Origin of the sequence: Borreliella mayonii (genome assembly GCF_001945665.1) — a bacterium.
GTDB classification, from domain to species: Bacteria; Spirochaetota; Spirochaetia; order Borreliales; family Borreliaceae; genus Borreliella; species Borreliella mayonii.
The window spans coordinates 274,631-291,839 of sequence record NZ_CP015780.1; the positions used below are offsets into that span (position 1 = coordinate 274,631).

The window sequence follows — 17,209 nt, forward strand, 5'->3', positions numbered from 1 at the left end:
TTTAGGAGCAATACGAGTGTTGTCACTATTTATAGTAATCTCTTCGTTGATAGTATTTATTTTAGTATTTTTATTTTTTAAAATAGCACTAAAACTTACAATAGACAAAAATAGAGGGAAAATCAAAAAAGATGACGAGAGAACACGAAAATTAATCGAAAGAGCAATTTCTATATTAAAAACAAATCCAAATGAAACAGGCGCCCTTGAAATTTTAAATAATTACTACTATAAAAATAAAGACCATGAAAATGGTATAAAATATGCAAAAAAACTATGTCAATTAATAGAAGACAACCCAATAAGCCAAGAAATAAACACATTTAAAGCTTTTTTAAGCTATGGATTTTATAATCTTAAAAGAAATTTTAACAGGGAAGCCTTAGAATTTTTAAAAAAAGCTTATCTGATAAAAAAAACAGATGAGGATGCAAATTATTATCTTGGTATAGCATTCTTAAAAAACGAAATGTACAAAGAAGCTTTATACTATCTTAAAAAAGTCTACAAGTTTAATAAAAATAATAAAGATGTCCTAAAACACCTGGGAATAACTTTATTTAATCTAGAAAGCTATAGAAAAGCTGCTGGAATATTTAATAATATAAAAAAATACATACAAGGCGACATTGAAGCTCTTTTGGCATATGCTAAGTCTTTGTCAAAAATGAATCAAGACAATCTAGCACTAGAGATTGCTAACAAAATAAAACAAAAAGACGGAATGATTTATGAGGCTTTGTTGATTACAACTGAGATTCATTCAAAAAATAAAGAATTAGAAAAATTAGAACAAAATATTAAAGAAATAATAAAAGTAAAACCTGATTTACCTAAAAAAATTTTCCTTGAATTATTTTATAATCTTGGAGAACTCCAAATCTCTGTTGAAAATTATCAAAAAGCTACAGAAGCTTTTACCAAAGTTGAAGAGATTGATCCAAATTACAAAAATATTAAAGAAAAATTAGAATTCAGTAAAAGGTTAAACGAAAACATAGCCCTAAGAATATATTTGCGCAGCTCAAAAGAAAATTTTGAAAAAATAGCAAATGAAATTATTTTAAAACTATATTTAAATAAATTTCAAATAAGAGATTCTAAAATAAATGAAATAACATCACAATTTATTGATATAAACTTCCACTTAGCTAACAATCAGTGGGAAGAAAATTTAATAGTACGCTTTGTAAGAACTGAACAAGATACTTTTGGTGAATTATTCTTAAAAGATTTCATTTCAAAAATAAAAGAAAATAAAATAAAAGGACTCTGTATTGCTCCATCAAAATTCTCTTTAAAGGCTAAACAAATGATTGAAGGAAGGCTTATTGATCTAATAGAAGGCAAAAAGCTAACTCAAATACTTAAAAAAATTAACATATCCAAATACACATGAAAAACATTATCTTAAATATTTCATAGGATTTTCAGTTTTGCCATTCTTAAAAATGGTAAAATGCAAATGATTGCCCGTACTATAGCCAGTACTTCCCATATAACCTATTACCGCTCCCCTTGAAACTTTTTTCCCAACCTTGACAGCAAAAGAATTCAAATGCGCATATAAAGTTTGAAATCCGTTGCTGTGAGAAATAACAATATATTTTCCATACCCCCCCGCATTAAATCCCACAGTTACAACAATACCTTCTCTTGAGGCTTTAATAGGGGTATTAGCTAAATTTGCAATATCTATTCCATTGTGAAAACTAATAACTCCTGTAAACGGATCCGGTCGATAACCATATCCTGAAGTAATAATACCCTGCACAGGATAAATAAAAGTCTCTCCTAAAACCTCTTTTAAAAAATCTTTGGGCAATCTTCCTCCAGGAATAAACAATTTTTGCCCCAAAAATAAAACTTCATTATCAAGGTTATTAGAATCTAAAATATCAACCTTGGGGACATTATAAGCACTAGCTATAGATGAAATAGAGTCATTTTTTTTAACAACATAAACAATTCCTTTCATATTGGGAACTTTAATAATTGAATTTGGCTTAATACTTCTTACATCTTTAATTTCATTAAAAGAAATTAAAGTTTCACTGGTTATTTGATATCTAGCTGCAACATGTGAGAGCGTTTCTCCAGGCTTAATTTTATGATCAAATACCTTTAATACAAAATTTTTTTTAAATCCAGGAACATTTGTAGAAACATTGAATTCAGGTAAATAACTACTAATTTGCGCTATATCTTGGTCGCTATAATATAAAAATGTATCAATAAAATAATCTTTGGGCAAAGCAAGCCTATTTAAAAAAACATACGAATTGTAATAAGAAAAAATGTTAATATAAAATGTTAATATAAAAATAAAGATTATTGCATTAAGCTTAAAAACAAGCTTATAATCGAATTTTACACTAAAGATATCAAAAACTTTTTCTCTCAAGCTCCTATAATAATATTTATATTCATAATGATTAATATTTTGTATTTTAAACTTATAGAAAAATAAAGAAACTTTTTTTAAAAAATTGATTTTTTTTTTAAAGAAGTTCTTAAAGTTGAAAACTTTTTTTCTTCTTTTGCCAATATTAGAAATATTGGCAAAATCTTTTAATTCAAAATTAACATTCTTTTTACTATTAAATAAAAAATTTTTTTTACGTTTTTCTACCCTTTGCTTTTTTTTTGGTATAATCATAACATGCTATTTCATTATACAATAGAAAATTGCATTTGAATGAAAGCATCTTTTAAAAGTTATGAGAATATTTAAAGCTCGCAAATATGAACTAATGTCAATTTTAGCCGCCTGCTTATTTTTAATAACCTTAATAAAGTTATTCTTATCATTTTACATAGTAAAAGGCGAATCAATGACCCCAACAATATTGGAAAAAAATTGGATTGTAAATCACAAATTTGCATATGGACTTAGACTTAAAAATCGCCAAAAATACCTTTTATTATGGAAAACCCCCCAAAAAAATGAAATGGTGCTTATTAAAGATCCTATAACAAACAAAATTGCCATTAAAAAAATTTTTGCAATTCCGGGAGAGAAATTTAAACAAATAGAAAAAAATAAAATATGCATAAATGACTTAAACTTTAAAATAGATGAAAATATTTTAAAAAAAAATGCTAAAAAAATTCCTAATGACCACTATTTAGTCATAGGAGAGAACAAACAGACTTCATTAGACTCAAGAGATTACGGATTTATAAAAATTGACAACATATTGGGAAAAATAATTTATTACTTTTAAAAAATATATTTATTTCTTCAAACATTTAATCAATAATACTTGTAAAAGTGCTTGAAAGACTTTCTTTTACTACATTGTCAGATGAACTTGTAATCTTTATTTCAATAAAATTAGAAGAATTAGTCTCTAAATCCTTAGCATTAACACTCAAAATACCACTTTCATTTAAAGTAAAAAGCACCTCTATTTTAGGAATCCCTTTTAAAGCTTTTTGAATATTGCCAAAGGAAAACCTACCTATAGAATAATTCAAAGAGGCTTTTTTATATTCACCTTGGAGTATGTGAATCTCAATTTCATCTTGATAATCATTGGTAGTTGTAAATAGTTTACTCCTAGAAATTGGTAAAGCAGCATTTCTCTCTATTAAAGTAAAAAATTCATTATCCCTTATTTCAAGTCCAAGAGAATAAGGAGTTACATCCTTAAACTTGATAACAGAGTCATTTCTAGAAAGACTACAAGCATGAATACCTGCGCCAATAGCTACAACTTCATCTTGATTTAAAGCATCTAAAATTGAAACAGAGGGAAAGGTTTCCTTTAAAACTTTTTTAATCAAGGGAATCCTTGTTGAACCACCAGAAAGTATGATTTTTGAAACACTATCAATATCAGCTCCAGAATCGGCAATACATTCCATAGACAACTGAACAGTTTTGTTAACATATTCACTTATCATTAAATTAAATTCATCCCTTTTAAGATTATAATTTAAATGCTTGCCATCAAGGAAAAGCAAAGTAATGTCAACCTCTTCCATAACGGATAAATTTTTTTTACCCTCTTCAATTCGTTCTCTTAACTGTTCTATAAGAAAAATATCTTCTAGATTAAAATCGGGGTATTTATTTTTGAAACTATCTAAAACATGCTTTTCAATTATTTTATTAAAGTCATTACCTCCAAGTCGACTTTGCCCTTTAACCGAAAGAACGGTATAGGTGTCACCTTGTTTTTCCATAAGAGTTACATCAAAAGTTCCGCCCCCAAGATCATAAATAAGAAAAATTCCATCAATCTGTCTTTCAAAGGCATAAGCAATAGCAGCTGCGGTTGGTTCATTAAGTATGGCCTTACAATTCAAACCAGCAATGTTTGCAGCCTCAACAACGCCTCTTCTTTGAATCTCGGAAAAATATGCAGGAACTGTTATTACAGCATTTTCAATCTCTTCATCTAAAAATTTTTCAGCGTTCTTTTTAACATTAGATAGCAAATGTGCTGAAATATTTTCTGCTCTATAAAATTCACCATCTACTTTATAAAAATTATCAGAACCTATGTTGGTCTTAAAATCATAAAATGTTTTTTGAGGATTAACTAATATTTGATTTTTAGCAGCACTCCCAACAAGAACATCCTTATCGGAGAAAGAAACAATAGAAGGGGTCATTCGCTCACCCCTTTCATTTAATATTATCTTAGAGCTAACATCAAAATACGATGCTACAGTATTTGTGGTTCCAAGATCAATACCTATCCATTTTTTCATGAATACCTCCCCTATGTATTGAAATAATTAACTCAACCTCACCTAGATCTAACTTAAACTTTTTAGCAATAGCCTCAAAAGACATACCTTGTTCATGAAGTAAAATAATCTGATTGCGAACGTTATAACTTTCTTTTATTATATTTTTTTCAATAGTAGGCATAGAATAATCCAGATTGCTTTTATAAATTCCGTCACTTTTCGATCCAAAACTAGAAGAACTATTCCCAGGAATAGAAGTGTTGTTAAACCCTAATAACCTCTGGTCAAGAATTTCAATTCTCTCGTCAACCTCTTTAATGATTCTATTTAAACTTTCAATTTTTATTTCAATAATATTTATATTCCTATCCGTAGCTTGATTAATTTCAATAATTGTCTTATCTACCTCACTTTTAAACTTTTTAAGTATGCTATTAGATTTTATTTTCAAATTAATATACACATGAAAATATATAAAAATAAATATAATTAAAATAAGATAAAAAACAATAAACATATAAAAGCCCTAAAACATTTTATCTCTTAATATTAACATTTTTACCAATTTTAGGATCTTCAAATTTATCAGAATATAAACCAAGCATTACCTTCTCTTCATTTTTATTTTTTTTAACTGGAAACGAAAGCAAATAATTATCCTCAACTTTACTAATTGCACATACATTGCTAACCTCAGAATCAGTATGACAATCTCTTAAAAATCTAAATCTAGCATTTTGATTAATTTTTAATCTTTTGCGCTTTTCACTTTCACTTAAAAATTGTCTAGCTTTAAAAGATCCAACAACGGACATTTTAAAAACTTCAAATGTATCCATATACAAATCCTTATATTAAAGATCATTCAACTAGACTTAAAAGGAATATAGGTCATAACTTTAATATAATTATCATCCTCTACAAAAGTAACATTGTTGTAATCTTTTGAAAGCTCATAAAAAGCATTCTTAATATAAAGCTTAACACCTGAACAAGCTATATTTTCAACAGAAACTTTACCCTCTATCTTAGTATTTTCAAGCTCATTTTGCAAATCAATTCGCTTAGCCTCTATCATTTTTATTTCCATTCTAAGAATTTTACTCTCATTAACAAATTCATTGTAACTATCAATCTTTAGGGATTTTTCTGACTTATCTGTAATAAGCACAATATTCTTTTTTAAAGCAACAACATCTTTAGTTAAAACTTCTAATCGCTTTTCAATCTTTTCAAGATGGCCAGTAAACCTATTTAGTAAATCTTTAATTTCAGGATCATAGCCAACATCAATGCAAGTTTCACAACTTCTATCAGAGCCTATAGAATAAGCCCTAACCTCTTCTTTGGCATAAACATTAGAACCAACTATTTTTGATTTTTTACCGATACAAAGAACTCTCTTCTTAGAAGAAACTGAAGAATTCACAATGCCTCTTAAAACTTCAACTTCACCACCACAATTTAAAGTAACATTTTCTAAAAACTTAGCCCTAACATTACCCCGAGCATAAATTTTAGAATCACCTTTACCATTCACACCGCTATGAAAAATAATAGACCCATCCGTTTTTAAATTACACCGACCCACTAATCCTTTCACTTCTATTCCACTTTTGGCCATAATATTGTATCCATCTAAAACATTGCCTTGTACAAGAACCATTCCATTATTTACTATATCACCAGTAGCAGGGCCAACATCACCTTTGACCAAATAAATATTATGAACAGATATTACACCATCTGAAACAAACATATATCCATTACATTTTGAGCGAATTTTATAACCATCTCTAAAGGTATTTTCACCCAAAACAAAATTAATATCCTGTCCACTCTCTGATTTTAACACTTTACCAAAAACAGTATAGCCATCTACACCTTTGCCAAAAGGAATAATTCTAGCCAACTCCTCACCTTCAACAACATTTCTAAATCCTATGCTTGAAACCTCATACTCACCAAGCCTATTATTTTCATCAACAATAAAATCAATATAAGAATCCTTGCCCCTTACTGGCTCTAACCCTTTTGCAAGTTCAATAGGCTCACCATAAACAGGATAATCCACAAATCTTGCTACTTTATCCTTAAGTATTGCAATATCTATTACTCCATATTTTCTAAGAATATTGAAAACATCTTGTGCAAAAATTTCAGCCCCATTAATTCCGGGCGCGGTAAATTCAATGGTAACTGACATTGAATTTTCTGATATTTGAACCATCATTGTAACGTTTTCAGAAGGATCAGATTCAAAATCAGCAATTTTTTCATAATATCCACTAGCATTCTCAACTATGCCCTTTACAATGTCTTTATTGAAATTTTCAATATTACTATGTAATTCTAATTTGGAAATAACATCTTGATACTTAATAGGAATTCCTTGTCCTTTTGGTGAGACAACCTTTAGAAATACACCCTTTGAAGATTTCCTGATAAAAAATTCACCATCTGATGAAATTACCTCTTTTTCTCCTGAATCATTTTTTGAATCAAGAGACACTTTAGGCTTGCTAGAAGAATTCCTATAGGCAACTATTTTCCATTTTCTCTTCCCATATCCTAATATACCATTACTACCTTTTAACAAAATCTCATAGTCTAATTCTTTATAAGGCACAGAAAGCTCTAAAGAAGCATCATTTAAGGCTTCTTCAAGAGTATCTGCTTCTATTTCCATCAAATCAATATGACTTTCTCTTTCCAAATAAGATCGCATCTTATCACAAAGTTCAGAAAAATTTATGGCCCTGTCATTCATACTTATTCCTTCTTGCTCATTAAAGTTTTAATAGCATCTGCAACAACTTTTGGATCATTGTCCTCAATAAATGACATTTTTTTATTTTTGTCATTTCTCCTACTCATGTCTTCAGTCTCAAATTTATACTTTTTGACCTCTTCTATAAAATCAACAATACCATCATTATTTTGAGAGCTCTCATAAAAAGAATTTTTATTTTGAAAATCAAGATTCTCGTTAAAATCTTTATCACCCTTCTTATCATCTTGAAGCTTATTTTCCATATTGCCAGACAATTCTGCTAAAAAAAGATTCGATAAATATTTCTTATAGATAAACTCAATTAAAAGACCAATAACAAAAAAAAATACAAACTGCAAAAAAGATCTCATTAAGATTGTAAAAAATGATAAACCACAAAACAAGCCCAAAAGTGCTGAAATAAACAGTGCTGACACACTAGCTAATAAAATATACTTTAATTCCCTACTTACAAACATAATGTCTTATTCCACACCAAAAAATCTTAATATAAAACCTATAACCCCTCTTCTTTTTCTGTTATCTAGAGAAACCTCCTCAAGGGTGGCAACAATAGAATCAAGACAATAGCTAGCCTTGCTATTTGGATTTACCAAAACAAAAGGCTTTTGCTTAAAAACAGAGCTTCTAATGTTTTGATCCTCATAAATATGACCCAAATAATCAATATTTAAATTTAAAAATTGCCCCGAAATATCTATAACCTTTTTAGCAACTCCCTTAGCCTCACTAACATTAGCTACTCTATTAACAATAAGTCTTAAATTTTTTAAATTCTCCATCTTATAAGACAAAACCTTTATTATTCCATAAGCATCGGTAATCGAAGTAGGCTCTGGAGTAGTAACAATAACAACATCATCACTAGAAAGCAAAAACGAAATAACTTGCCTTGAAATTCCAGCACTAGTATCTATCACAACTATATCATATTCGTATATTTTTAATAATTCTTTTATAAATTTATTAACATCAACATCAGAGAGATCTAAAAGCTCCATTGTACCAGAAGCACCGGCTAAAAGATCAATATTGTACTCTGTTTTTGTTATTACTTCTCTGATATCACGACTTTGAGCAATCATATGATATATACTATACTTGGGAATAACTCCAAGCAAAATATTGACATTGGCCATTCCAATGTCAGCATCAAGTATTAATACTTTTTTGCCAAGCTCAGAATATTTAAGAGCAAGCCCAATTGCAATATTGCTTTTACCAACACCGCCTTTGCCACTACTAACAGCAATAAATCTTGTTTTACTGTTTTGAACTTTCTCATCAACTGAAAAATTAAATTTACCATTTAATCTCATCATATCTCTTAAACTTTGAGCTTGATCTTCCATTATAACTTTCCTTAATAATAAGATTTACTTTTTATCTTCTTAATAAACTCTGAATCATCGCTTATTCTGTAGCCATTTATTCTTCTAATAAAAGTAAGTGGTTCTGCAACACTGATATTATGAGGAACAATTTGCCCATCCGTAACATAAGAAACTACTTTTTTCATTTCATAAATCAAACTTATCAAATTTCCAACACAAGTGGTTTCATCCACTTTGGTAAAAATCACGGTTTTATAATTAAAAGGAGAAAATTGGTGAAATATTTCTTTGACATCTGATGTTTTCGTGGTAGAACTCACAGCCAAATGAAATTCGGCATCCCTTCCACAAGCATTAAGAAGTTCTTTCATCTCAGCAAGCTTCATGAAATCTTTAGGACTTTTTCCAATTGTATCAACAAGTATAAGATCAAAATCCTTTGAATCAGTAATTTCATCTTTTAAATCTTTAAAAGACTCAATTGCTCTAACCGGAATGCCCATAATATCACCATAAGTTTGAATTTGTTTTTTAGCTCCAATACGATAATTATCAATAGTAATAATTTTAATATTTAAATTCTTAGATTCTCCATTAATACCGTAAATTGCTGCAAGTTTTGCAATTGTAGTTGTCTTTCCAACGCCTGTTGGACCAACTAAAATAAAAACCCTTTTCTTAAGATCATCAATAATAGATCCTGAACATTTAATTGTCTTTGCAATATATAAAACAACTTCCTCTCTAACCCTCTCATAATCATCAAGATCTGACAAACTAAATTCTCTCTTAATAAACTCATTAATGTCTTTAATATAGCTTTCAGAAAAATCATTTTCTCTTAAAATGTCTTCAATTTTTGTAATTGTTGGATGATTAATATTTTCTTTTTTATGAGCAAGTTCTGTTTTAAGAGACTTAACTTCTTTAAGCACATCTTCAATTGAAGAATTTTCTTCTCTTTTAATGCTTTGAAGAATCTTTCGCTTTTCATCTTCAACATTAATCTGTTGATTACCAATGTCATATCTAACATAACCTGAAACTTCAACCCAATCTTTGCTAAACAAACCTAAAATCCCTCCATGAGGAACGGTTTTATAAGTCATAACCCTAGCATTCTTACCATATTTTTTCTTAATTATTTCTATGACTTCATTATAAGTTGGACCTTTTTCTGTAAAATATTGAACCATATATTATTCTTCAACCTCTACTGTTTTAAGAACATTAACTTTAATATTTTGGGGAACCTCTAAAACAGACATAACAACAAGATCTGGAATCTCTCTGCTTGTTATCACTTTTATTATAGGTCTTGACGATTCGCTTGAGAGAACAACCGGATAAAACCCTTCTGCTTGAACCTCGTTTACAATTTTGAAAAGTTCATAAATAAATTTAGTTTTCAAATTAGGATCAATCGAGCTTATAAGATCATGATTGGATTCTACACGAGAATCAATTATTATTTGCTCAAAAACAGGATTTAAAGTTATTACATTAAGCTCAGAATTTAAATCTAAATACCCACTAGCTATTTGCCTTCCAACTGATTGCCTACATTTTTCAATCAAGAAAAATATATCCTTAGTAATACTTGTGAAATCTGCAATTGTTTCAAAAATTGTAACCAAATTGCGAATTGAAACTTGTTCTTTTAAAAGCCCTTGTAAAACTCTTTGAATCTCACCAACTGAAAAATTCTTAAGGACCTCTTCAACAATAGCTCCATAATCTTTTTTAAAAACATCAAGAGTATTTTGAACATCTTGACGAGTCAAAATTTCGTAAGAATGTCTTTTAATAAGCTCTGTCATATGAGTAGCAATAATCGAAGGGGGATCTACAACAGTATATCCTAATTTTTCAGCAGTTTCTCGTCCATCATCATTTACCCAAAGAGAAGGAAGCCCAAATGAGGGGTCTTTAACAAGATCTCCATCTATTCCAGAATCAACTCCAACATTTATCACCAAAAATTTGCCAAGCTTAATCTCTCCTCGCCCAACCTCAACTCCTCTTAGCTTAAAAGAATAAGCATTGGGCTCAAGCCGCATATTATCAACTATTCTAATCTTGGGCACAACTATTCCAAATTCAAATGCAATCTCACGCCTTATCTTAACAATACGATCAAGCAATTCAGAGGTTTTTGTATCATCAACTATTGGAACAAGATTATATCCAATCTCAAGAGCTAGTGAATCAAGAGGAACAACAGGAGAAACATCTTTGTCTGAATAAATTGACGCTTGCTCTTCTTCAAGTTTCATTTTTTTATTTATTTCTTCTTTATGTCTTATTCCTGAAAGAGAATAAGCTAAAAATGCAATTAATAAACTTAAAAAAATAAGAATTAAAGTTGGAAATCCAGGAAGAAAAGCTAAAAAAAACAAAAACCCAGAAACAATCCAATAAATTCCTAAATGATTTGTAAATTGCTCAAAAATCTCGCCACCAAAACTATTTTTTGAAATCGACCTAGTAACAATCAAGCCTGTAGCTGTTGAAATTAAAAGAGAAGGCAATTGAGACACAAGTCCATCACCAACTGTTAATGAAACATAATTATTAAGGGCTTCGTTAAAGTTAAGACCTTGCAAAGTTATCCCCACCAATAAACCACCAAGAATATTTATAAGAGTTATTAAAAATCCAACCTTAACGTTTCCTGATACAAATTTAGAAGCTCCATCCATTGCACCATAAAAATTTACTTCTGATTGTAAATCGTTTTTTTGCCTTGTAGCCTCTTCTTCTGTCAAATTTCCAGAACTGTAGGCAGAATCAATGGCCATTTGCTTGCCAGGAAGCGCATCAAGAGCAAACCGAGCTGCAACTTCAGCTACCCTTGTTGCTCCTTTGGTAATTACAATAAATTGAACAGCAATGATTATTATAAATATTATAAATCCAATAACAAGTCCTTGAATTCCAGAACTACCTACAACAAATGTCCCAAATGTTCTTATCATTTGCCCATCAAAATTTATACCTTTAGTTAAAATTAATCTAGTAGAAGAAATATTAAGAACAAGTCCAAAAATAGTCATTACAAGCAGCAATGTGGGAAAAACAGAGAAATCTAGAGATCTCTTAGAATAAAGAACAATTAAAATAATTAAAAGGCTTATTACCAAATTAACCGTAATCAAAACATCTAAAATAAGCGCAGGAAGAGGCAAGATAAATCCAGCAACAACAAATATCAAACCGACTGAAATTATTAAATCAGACTTATTATTAAGCCCCAAATACCCTAATATAGAATTTTTTCTAGCATCCAACAATAGAACCTCTAATTAAACTTTTTAGTAATAGAATATACTCTCACAAGAATTTTTGAAACAACCTCCCAATATTCTCTTGGAATCTCTTCATTAACCCTAACATTAGCATAAAGAGCTCTTGCAAGCAGCTTATTTTCCATTAAAGGGACATTATTTTCTCTTGCAATTTTTTTAATTGTGATAGCTATTTCATCTTGACCTTTTGCAAGCACCCTTGGAGCTAACATTGTTTTGCTATCCCACTTAATAGCAACTGCAAAATGTTCTGGATTTGTAATTACTACATCTGCTTGAGGAATAGCTACTCTTAAATTGGTACTTAAAATAACCCTCATTCTCTCTTTCATTCTAGATCGAAGTAAGGGATCACCTTCCATTTCTTTTCTTTCCTGCTTTACCTCTTCTTTTGTCATTTTCAAGCTCTCAATATACTGAGATCTTTGAAATAAATAATCAAACACCCCTACAATTGCCAAAAACATTACTGAGAAAAAACATATCTTATAGGCAAGCATCAACACAATAGAAATCCCAGACTGAAGCGTATACTCCGAAAGCTTAGAAATTTTGCCTATATTGTTTTCTATAATAAAATAATATATCAAGCATATTATAACAACTTTTAACAAACTTTTAAACAAATTGAAAAAAGCCCCTGCTGAAAAAAAAGAATTTTTTGCCCACCTGGAAAAATTAAAACTAATTTTATCCCACCTTGGCTCCAAAGATTTAAAAGTAATAAAAAAGCCCACTTGAATAATATTAACAAAAAAATTAACAGCTAAGGATGCAAAAAAAAACAAAACGACATACCCTATGATAGATCTAATATATGCAAAACCCATAGCATAAACACTCATACGCATAACTTCAGGAAGCTTGCTAGTCTGTTCTTTAAAAACAGCTACTAAATCTAAAGCAAAATAAGAAAGCATGAAAAAAAACAATGCAAATAACAACAAAAGACTAACAGCGGTATTAATTTCAGTAGACTTTAATACACGCCCTTCTTCTCTTGCTTTTTGCTTTTTCTGGTCAGTAGGTAATTCGGTTCTTCCCTCATCATCTGCAGAAAAAAAATCAAGAGGAATATACCAACTTTTAATCAAAAATTCATCTTTTATCATTATTTTAAAACTCTATAAAACAATTTTAAAAAACTAGCAAGAGAATCTAAAGAAAGTTCAATTACTCTTTTTGAAGACATTGCTAAGCTTGGAAATCCAATATACAAAATTAACAACCCTAAAAATAGAGAGGTTGAAAAACTAATTATTAATAAATTAATCTGAGGCGATGCCTTTGAAAGTATTCCCAACACTAGATAAAAAAGTAAAAGCAAAGACAATATTGGAAACGAAATTAATAAAGCTTTTTCAAAAAGAAATCCAAAAGACATAAGCAAAAGCTTGACAAATTCTGAATTTCTCATATTGACCAAATGCTCAACCCTAATGTTTAAAACAGAATCATGTATGCCAATAACAAAAAAACGAAGTAAAAAATCGCTTGATAAGAACAAAAGCAAAAACAAATAAGCAAAAATTTGTGAAATAATCATGCTATCTTCTTCTGAAAAAACATCAAAAATATTTGCATAAGCAAGCCCAATTTGATTAGAAAAGAAAAATCCAACTAAATGAAAAACACTAAAAATTATATTAACGAAAAATGCCTGAATAAGGCCTAAAATAGCTTCTCCTAATAAAATTAACGTAAAAGAAAGTATATTATCTAAAGGATAAATAATTTTAATCTTTTCAACAATAATTACAGAGAGAATCAAAGAAAAGAAAAAATTAAAATATCCAATTTTTATTGTTGAAAAAAATGGAGAATATTTTAAAAACATAAAAATTCTAACCAATACAGGTAAAATTGTAAAAGATTTTAAAACTAAAAAACTCAAATTCAAAATTTCATCCAAATGGCACAATTAGTCATAAATTAAACATTTTGCAATTGACTAAAAATCATATAGGTAAACTGCATAAGCTTATTTAAAATCCAAGGACCAAAAATCACAATAGTTAAAAGTATAACAATAATTTTTGGAATAAAACTTAAAGTTTGATCTTGAATTGAAGTAATAGCCTGAAAAATTGAAATCAAAAGACCAACTATAAGAGCTATAACTAACATTGGAGCTGATAAAATAATAATATTTTCAATAGAAATTCTAATTAAATAAAGAATGTGTCCTGCAGTCATATATAACCTTACATAAAACTTTTAATAAGACCACTAGTAATTAAAGTCCAGCCATCTACCATTACAAAAAGAATAAGCTTAAAAGGTAAAGATATCATTACAGGAGGCAACATTATCATACCCATAGCCATTAAAACAGAAGCAACAATAATATCTAAAACTATAAAAGGCAAAAATATTAAAATTCCCATCTTGAAAGCCACTTTAAGCTCATGCAAAATGAAAGCTGCAATTAAAACATGTGTTGGCACTTCGCTAAAATTTTTTGGTCGATCATAATTACTCATACTCATAAATAATCTAATCTCTTCATGACGCCCATCAGACATCTGCTTATACATAAAAATTCTAAGAGGAGCAATTCCTTTGTTATAAAATTCATTAAAATTTATTTTTGACTCTTTAAGAGGTAAATAAGCTTGTTCATATATAGAATTAAAGGTTGGCCACATGGTAAAAATGGTTAAAAATAAAGCTAATCCCATTACTATCTGAGTAGGAGGAGATTGTTGAAGAGATAAAGCACGCCTAATAAAATCCAAAACTATAGATATTCGCAAAAACGAAGTCATTAAAACTAAAAATGCTGGAGAAAGAGTAATAATGGTTAATAGAATTAAAAGCTGTAAAGAAAAAGCTATCTCTGGGCCACCAATATTTTCAAAATTTAAAAACGGAAAATTAAGACCATTAGTGGTCTGTAAAGATTTTGTTTGAGCAAAAGATAAACTTGTTACACTAAAAAATAAAAAAAAAATAAAACACTTTCTCAAAATAAACCCTCTAAAATTTTCTTAATCTATCTTGTTTATCCTTAAGTGAAGTCTCAATTTTCTTCTCAAGTTTAACATAATCATTACTAGAAAAAGGAACCTCTTCTTTTTTGAGCAACATTTTCTTAAAGATTGATTTAAAAGAATCTTTCTTATCAGAATCATTAATTTTGCTAAGCCTAAGCTTTAAATCTTCCAGCTCTTCTTTGGATTTAATCTCTTTAAGCAAGGTAGAAGAATTACTAGAAACTAACAATATATAAACATTGTCTAATATGTTTATAATTCTTATTGAATTTTTAACATCTATTTCGTAAAAAAGAAGCTCCTTAACTAAATTGGAATTTTGTTCATATTTGCCTTTTTTAGAATTAAAAATCATCTTCTTGAATAAGAAAAAGATAAAAAAAGCAATAAGTAAAAATAAAACTATCTTAACCAAATCTAAAACATTAAAAAGAGAGACTGGCTGAGTAATACTTTTATTAGTAAGATTTGCCTTATCTTCTTCAAAGATTGGCAAGCTAGATTCATTTTCTAAATCAACAGATACTAAATTTACCTGCTCTTGCGAATTAGCATATGTAAAAAAATTAGAAAACGTTAAAAAAACTAAAAATAAAAATTTATTATTCATTTTTAGTTTTAATTATCTCAGTAATTCTAACTCCAAAATTTTCATCAATTACAACTACTTCTCCCCTGGCAACTATTTTACCGTTTACTAAAATATCTACAGGCTCACCGGCAAGTTTATCAAGAGTAATAATTGTCCCCTCAGACATGCCAAGTATATCCTTTATTTTGCGCTCTGTTCTTCCAAGCTCTACAGTAAGCTGCATAGAAACATCCATTAAAAGCCCAAAATTACTAGGATCAACCCCTTCTGGCAAAGTATCAATTAAATCAGGAAGCTTAACTCCTTTTATTTCTGGCTTTTCTACATTATCACTTTTTTCATCTACACTCATAATTTAACCTCTTAATAATTTAAGTTATATAAAAAATTACTATCACTCAACCTCTTCTGTAAGCTCTTTTAATAAATCAAAACCTTTTATATCTCCAATTTTTTCTGTGATTTGTACTGAAACTTTATTTCCCATTAAGCCCATTCTACATTTAAACTTTTCTTTAGTGCCAACTTTTAAAGTTAAATCTTTATTTATTAAAGAAGATTCAAGATTTAAAACATCCCCCTTGTCAAGCGATAAAATTTCTCTTACCTTAAGTTTAACTTCCCCTATTTCTGCTACCAAAGGCATCGCTGTATTTTCTAACTTTTCACGCAAAGCATCAAGATTCTCACTGGTAGTTCCAACTCCAATCAAAGAATGCCAATATCTTGTTGATAATTTTGAAACAATAGGCTCTATAGTAATATAAGGCAAACAAAAATTCATAAGCCCTTCTACTTTTCCTATTTTAACCTCAAGAGTTACTAAAATAATCATTTCTGTAGGAGGAACTATCTGGGCAAACTGTGGATTGACCTCAATATGACCAAATCTTGGCCTTAAATCAACTACTTGAGACCAAGCCTCTCTCATATTGGCAAGTATACGAATAATAACGCTTTCCATGACAGACTGCTCAATTTCTGTTAAATCTCTACTTTTATCTTTAATCGTATCTCCATCTCCCCCAAAAAGCCTATCTACTATAGCAAATGCTATGGTTGGATCAACTTCAAAAATAGCAGATCCTTTAAGTGGATCCATGTTTATTATTGCTAAAGTTGTGGGGTTGGGTATTGACCTAATAAACTCTTCATAAGTTAATTGATCAACTGAAGCCACATGAACATGAACCATTTTTCTTAAAAGAGCAGAAAGTGAGGTTGTGGTATACCTAGCAAATGCCTCATGAAAACTTGAAACTGTTCTAACCTGCTCTTTTGAAAATTTATCTGGTCTTTTAAAGTCATAAACCTTAACTTTTTGCTTTTTACCTGTAGGACTAGATATAACATTAGAAAGGGATTCGTCTAAGGATAAACTTTCAGACGAGTTGATAGACTCTAAAAGACTATCTATATCATCTTGAGATAAAGCTCCTGGATTGTTTGCCATTTAAAATTCCTTTAAATTTAAAATTCTT

At 29.3% G+C, this 17,209-nt stretch carries 18 protein-coding genes; 2 read left to right on the top strand and 16 right to left on the bottom strand.

Annotated features, from left to right (window positions below; translation table 11 throughout):
- The first annotated feature begins 16 nt into the window (after positions 1-16).
- On the top strand, positions 17-1,399 hold the full coding sequence (locus tag Bmayo_RS01300) for a tetratricopeptide repeat protein (protein WP_075551966.1): 1,383 nt from the start codon (positions 17-19) through the stop codon (positions 1,397-1,399).
- A gap of 6 nt (positions 1,400-1,405) precedes the next feature.
- Here Bmayo_RS01300 and Bmayo_RS01305 read toward each other — a convergent pair whose 3' ends face one another.
- Complete coding sequence (locus Bmayo_RS01305) at positions 1,406-2,659, bottom strand: M23 family metallopeptidase (protein ID WP_075551967.1); 1,254 nt, start codon at positions 2,657-2,659, stop codon at positions 1,406-1,408.
- 61 nt (positions 2,660-2,720) lie between these two features.
- Between Bmayo_RS01305 and lepB the strand changes: the two genes are divergently transcribed.
- On the top strand, positions 2,721-3,227 hold the full coding sequence (gene lepB, locus Bmayo_RS01310) for a signal peptidase I (RefSeq protein WP_075551968.1): 507 nt from the start codon (positions 2,721-2,723) through the stop codon (positions 3,225-3,227).
- A 25-nt stretch (positions 3,228-3,252) separates the two neighbouring features.
- Here lepB and Bmayo_RS01315 read toward each other — a convergent pair whose 3' ends face one another.
- From Bmayo_RS01315 to fliM, 15 genes are read right to left on the bottom strand one after another with little or no spacing between them, the layout of a single operon-like run.
- The gene (locus Bmayo_RS01315; RefSeq protein WP_075551969.1) at positions 3,253-4,722 is read right to left on the bottom strand and encodes an Hsp70 family protein; all 1,470 of its coding nucleotides are present in this window, start codon (positions 4,720-4,722) and stop codon (positions 3,253-3,255) included.
- A complete protein-coding gene (locus tag Bmayo_RS01320; protein ID WP_075551970.1) occupies positions 4,700-5,221 on the bottom strand; it encodes a hypothetical protein in 522 nt (173 codons plus the stop codon). The genes Bmayo_RS01315 and Bmayo_RS01320 overlap by 23 nt, the downstream gene beginning before the upstream one ends.
- A gap of 19 nt (positions 5,222-5,240) precedes the next feature.
- A complete protein-coding gene (locus Bmayo_RS01325) occupies positions 5,241-5,543 on the bottom strand; it encodes a hypothetical protein (protein WP_075551971.1) in 303 nt (100 codons plus the stop codon).
- Positions 5,544-5,569: 26 nt separating this feature from the next.
- Positions 5,570-7,474 carry a FapA family protein gene (locus Bmayo_RS01330; RefSeq protein ID WP_075551972.1) on the bottom strand — a complete coding sequence of 635 codons (1,905 nt, stop codon included), beginning with the start codon at positions 7,472-7,474 and terminating at the stop codon, positions 5,570-5,572.
- A gap of 2 nt (positions 7,475-7,476) precedes the next feature.
- Positions 7,477-7,956, bottom strand: coding sequence for a hypothetical protein (locus tag Bmayo_RS01335; RefSeq protein WP_075551973.1), 480 nt, complete (start codon positions 7,954-7,956; stop codon positions 7,477-7,479).
- 6 nt (positions 7,957-7,962) lie between these two features.
- Positions 7,963-8,850: a MinD/ParA family protein gene (locus Bmayo_RS01340; RefSeq protein ID WP_002556868.1), complete on the bottom strand. Its 888-nt coding sequence runs from the start codon at positions 8,848-8,850 to the stop codon at positions 7,963-7,965.
- Positions 8,851-8,861: 11 nt separating this feature from the next.
- Positions 8,862-10,028 carry a flagellar biosynthesis GTPase FlhF gene (gene flhF / locus Bmayo_RS01345; RefSeq protein ID WP_075551974.1) on the bottom strand — a complete coding sequence of 389 codons (1,167 nt, stop codon included), beginning with the start codon at positions 10,026-10,028 and terminating at the stop codon, positions 8,862-8,864.
- Between the two features lie 3 nt (positions 10,029-10,031).
- Positions 10,032-12,125 carry a flagellar biosynthesis protein FlhA gene (flhA, locus tag Bmayo_RS01350; RefSeq protein WP_145924581.1) on the bottom strand — a complete coding sequence of 698 codons (2,094 nt, stop codon included), beginning with the start codon at positions 12,123-12,125 and terminating at the stop codon, positions 10,032-10,034.
- Between the two features lie 8 nt (positions 12,126-12,133).
- On the bottom strand, positions 12,134-13,252 hold the full coding sequence (flhB, locus tag Bmayo_RS01355; protein WP_075551975.1) for a flagellar biosynthesis protein FlhB: 1,119 nt from the start codon (positions 13,250-13,252) through the stop codon (positions 12,134-12,136).
- Positions 13,252-14,040 (bottom strand): flagellar biosynthetic protein FliR, encoded by a 789-nt coding sequence (gene fliR / locus Bmayo_RS01360; protein ID WP_075551976.1) that lies wholly within the window; start codon positions 14,038-14,040, stop codon positions 13,252-13,254. Before fliR ends, flhB begins: the two co-directional genes overlap by 1 nt.
- Positions 14,041-14,072: 32 nt before the next feature.
- Positions 14,073-14,336 carry a flagellar biosynthesis protein FliQ gene (gene fliQ / locus Bmayo_RS01365; RefSeq protein ID WP_075551977.1) on the bottom strand — a complete coding sequence of 88 codons (264 nt, stop codon included), beginning with the start codon at positions 14,334-14,336 and terminating at the stop codon, positions 14,073-14,075.
- 8 nt (positions 14,337-14,344) lie between these two features.
- Entirely contained in the window at positions 14,345-15,109 is a 765-nt protein-coding gene (fliP, locus tag Bmayo_RS01370) for a flagellar type III secretion system pore protein FliP (RefSeq protein ID WP_075551978.1), read from the bottom strand.
- A 10-nt stretch (positions 15,110-15,119) separates the two neighbouring features.
- On the bottom strand, positions 15,120-15,746 hold the full coding sequence (locus tag Bmayo_RS01375) for a flagella biosynthesis regulatory protein FliZ (RefSeq protein ID WP_075551979.1): 627 nt from the start codon (positions 15,744-15,746) through the stop codon (positions 15,120-15,122).
- Positions 15,739-16,080 (bottom strand): flagellar motor switch protein FliN, encoded by a 342-nt coding sequence (fliN, locus tag Bmayo_RS01380; protein ID WP_006068512.1) that lies wholly within the window; start codon positions 16,078-16,080, stop codon positions 15,739-15,741. The genes Bmayo_RS01375 and fliN overlap by 8 nt, the downstream gene beginning before the upstream one ends.
- A 42-nt stretch (positions 16,081-16,122) precedes the next feature.
- Complete coding sequence (gene fliM / locus Bmayo_RS01385) at positions 16,123-17,181, bottom strand: flagellar motor switch protein FliM (protein WP_002656446.1); 1,059 nt, start codon at positions 17,179-17,181, stop codon at positions 16,123-16,125.
- Positions 17,182-17,209 lie beyond the last annotated feature (28 nt).

Coding starts and splice junctions, on each gene's coding strand:
- Bmayo_RS01305 (WP_075551967.1), bottom strand. CDS start 2,659: ATGATTATACCAAAAAAAAAGCAAAGGGTAGAAAAACGTAAAAAAAAT.
- lepB (WP_075551968.1), top strand. CDS start 2,721: ATGAGAATATTTAAAGCTCGCAAATATGAACTAATGTCAATTTTAGCC.
- Bmayo_RS01315 (WP_075551969.1), bottom strand. CDS start 4,722: ATGAAAAAATGGATAGGTATTGATCTTGGAACCACAAATACTGTAGCA.
- Bmayo_RS01320 (WP_075551970.1), bottom strand. CDS start 5,221: ATGTTTATTGTTTTTTATCTTATTTTAATTATATTTATTTTTATATAT.
- Bmayo_RS01325 (WP_075551971.1), bottom strand. CDS start 5,543: ATGGATACATTTGAAGTTTTTAAAATGTCCGTTGTTGGATCTTTTAAA.
- Bmayo_RS01330 (WP_075551972.1), bottom strand. CDS start 7,474: ATGAATGACAGGGCCATAAATTTTTCTGAACTTTGTGATAAGATGCGA.
- Bmayo_RS01335 (WP_075551973.1), bottom strand. CDS start 7,956: ATGTTTGTAAGTAGGGAATTAAAGTATATTTTATTAGCTAGTGTGTCA.
- Bmayo_RS01340 (WP_002556868.1), bottom strand. CDS start 8,850: ATGGAAGATCAAGCTCAAAGTTTAAGAGATATGATGAGATTAAATGGT.
- flhF (WP_075551974.1), bottom strand. CDS start 10,028: ATGGTTCAATATTTTACAGAAAAAGGTCCAACTTATAATGAAGTCATA.
- flhB (WP_075551975.1), bottom strand. CDS start 13,252: ATGATAAAAGATGAATTTTTGATTAAAAGTTGGTATATTCCTCTTGAT.
- fliQ (WP_075551977.1), bottom strand. CDS start 14,336: ATGACTGCAGGACACATTCTTTATTTAATTAGAATTTCTATTGAAAAT.
- Bmayo_RS01375 (WP_075551979.1), bottom strand. CDS start 15,746: ATGAATAATAAATTTTTATTTTTAGTTTTTTTAACGTTTTCTAATTTT.
- fliN (WP_006068512.1), bottom strand. CDS start 16,080: ATGAGTGTAGATGAAAAAAGTGATAATGTAGAAAAGCCAGAAATAAAA.
- fliM (WP_002656446.1), bottom strand. CDS start 17,181: ATGGCAAACAATCCAGGAGCTTTATCTCAAGATGATATAGATAGTCTT.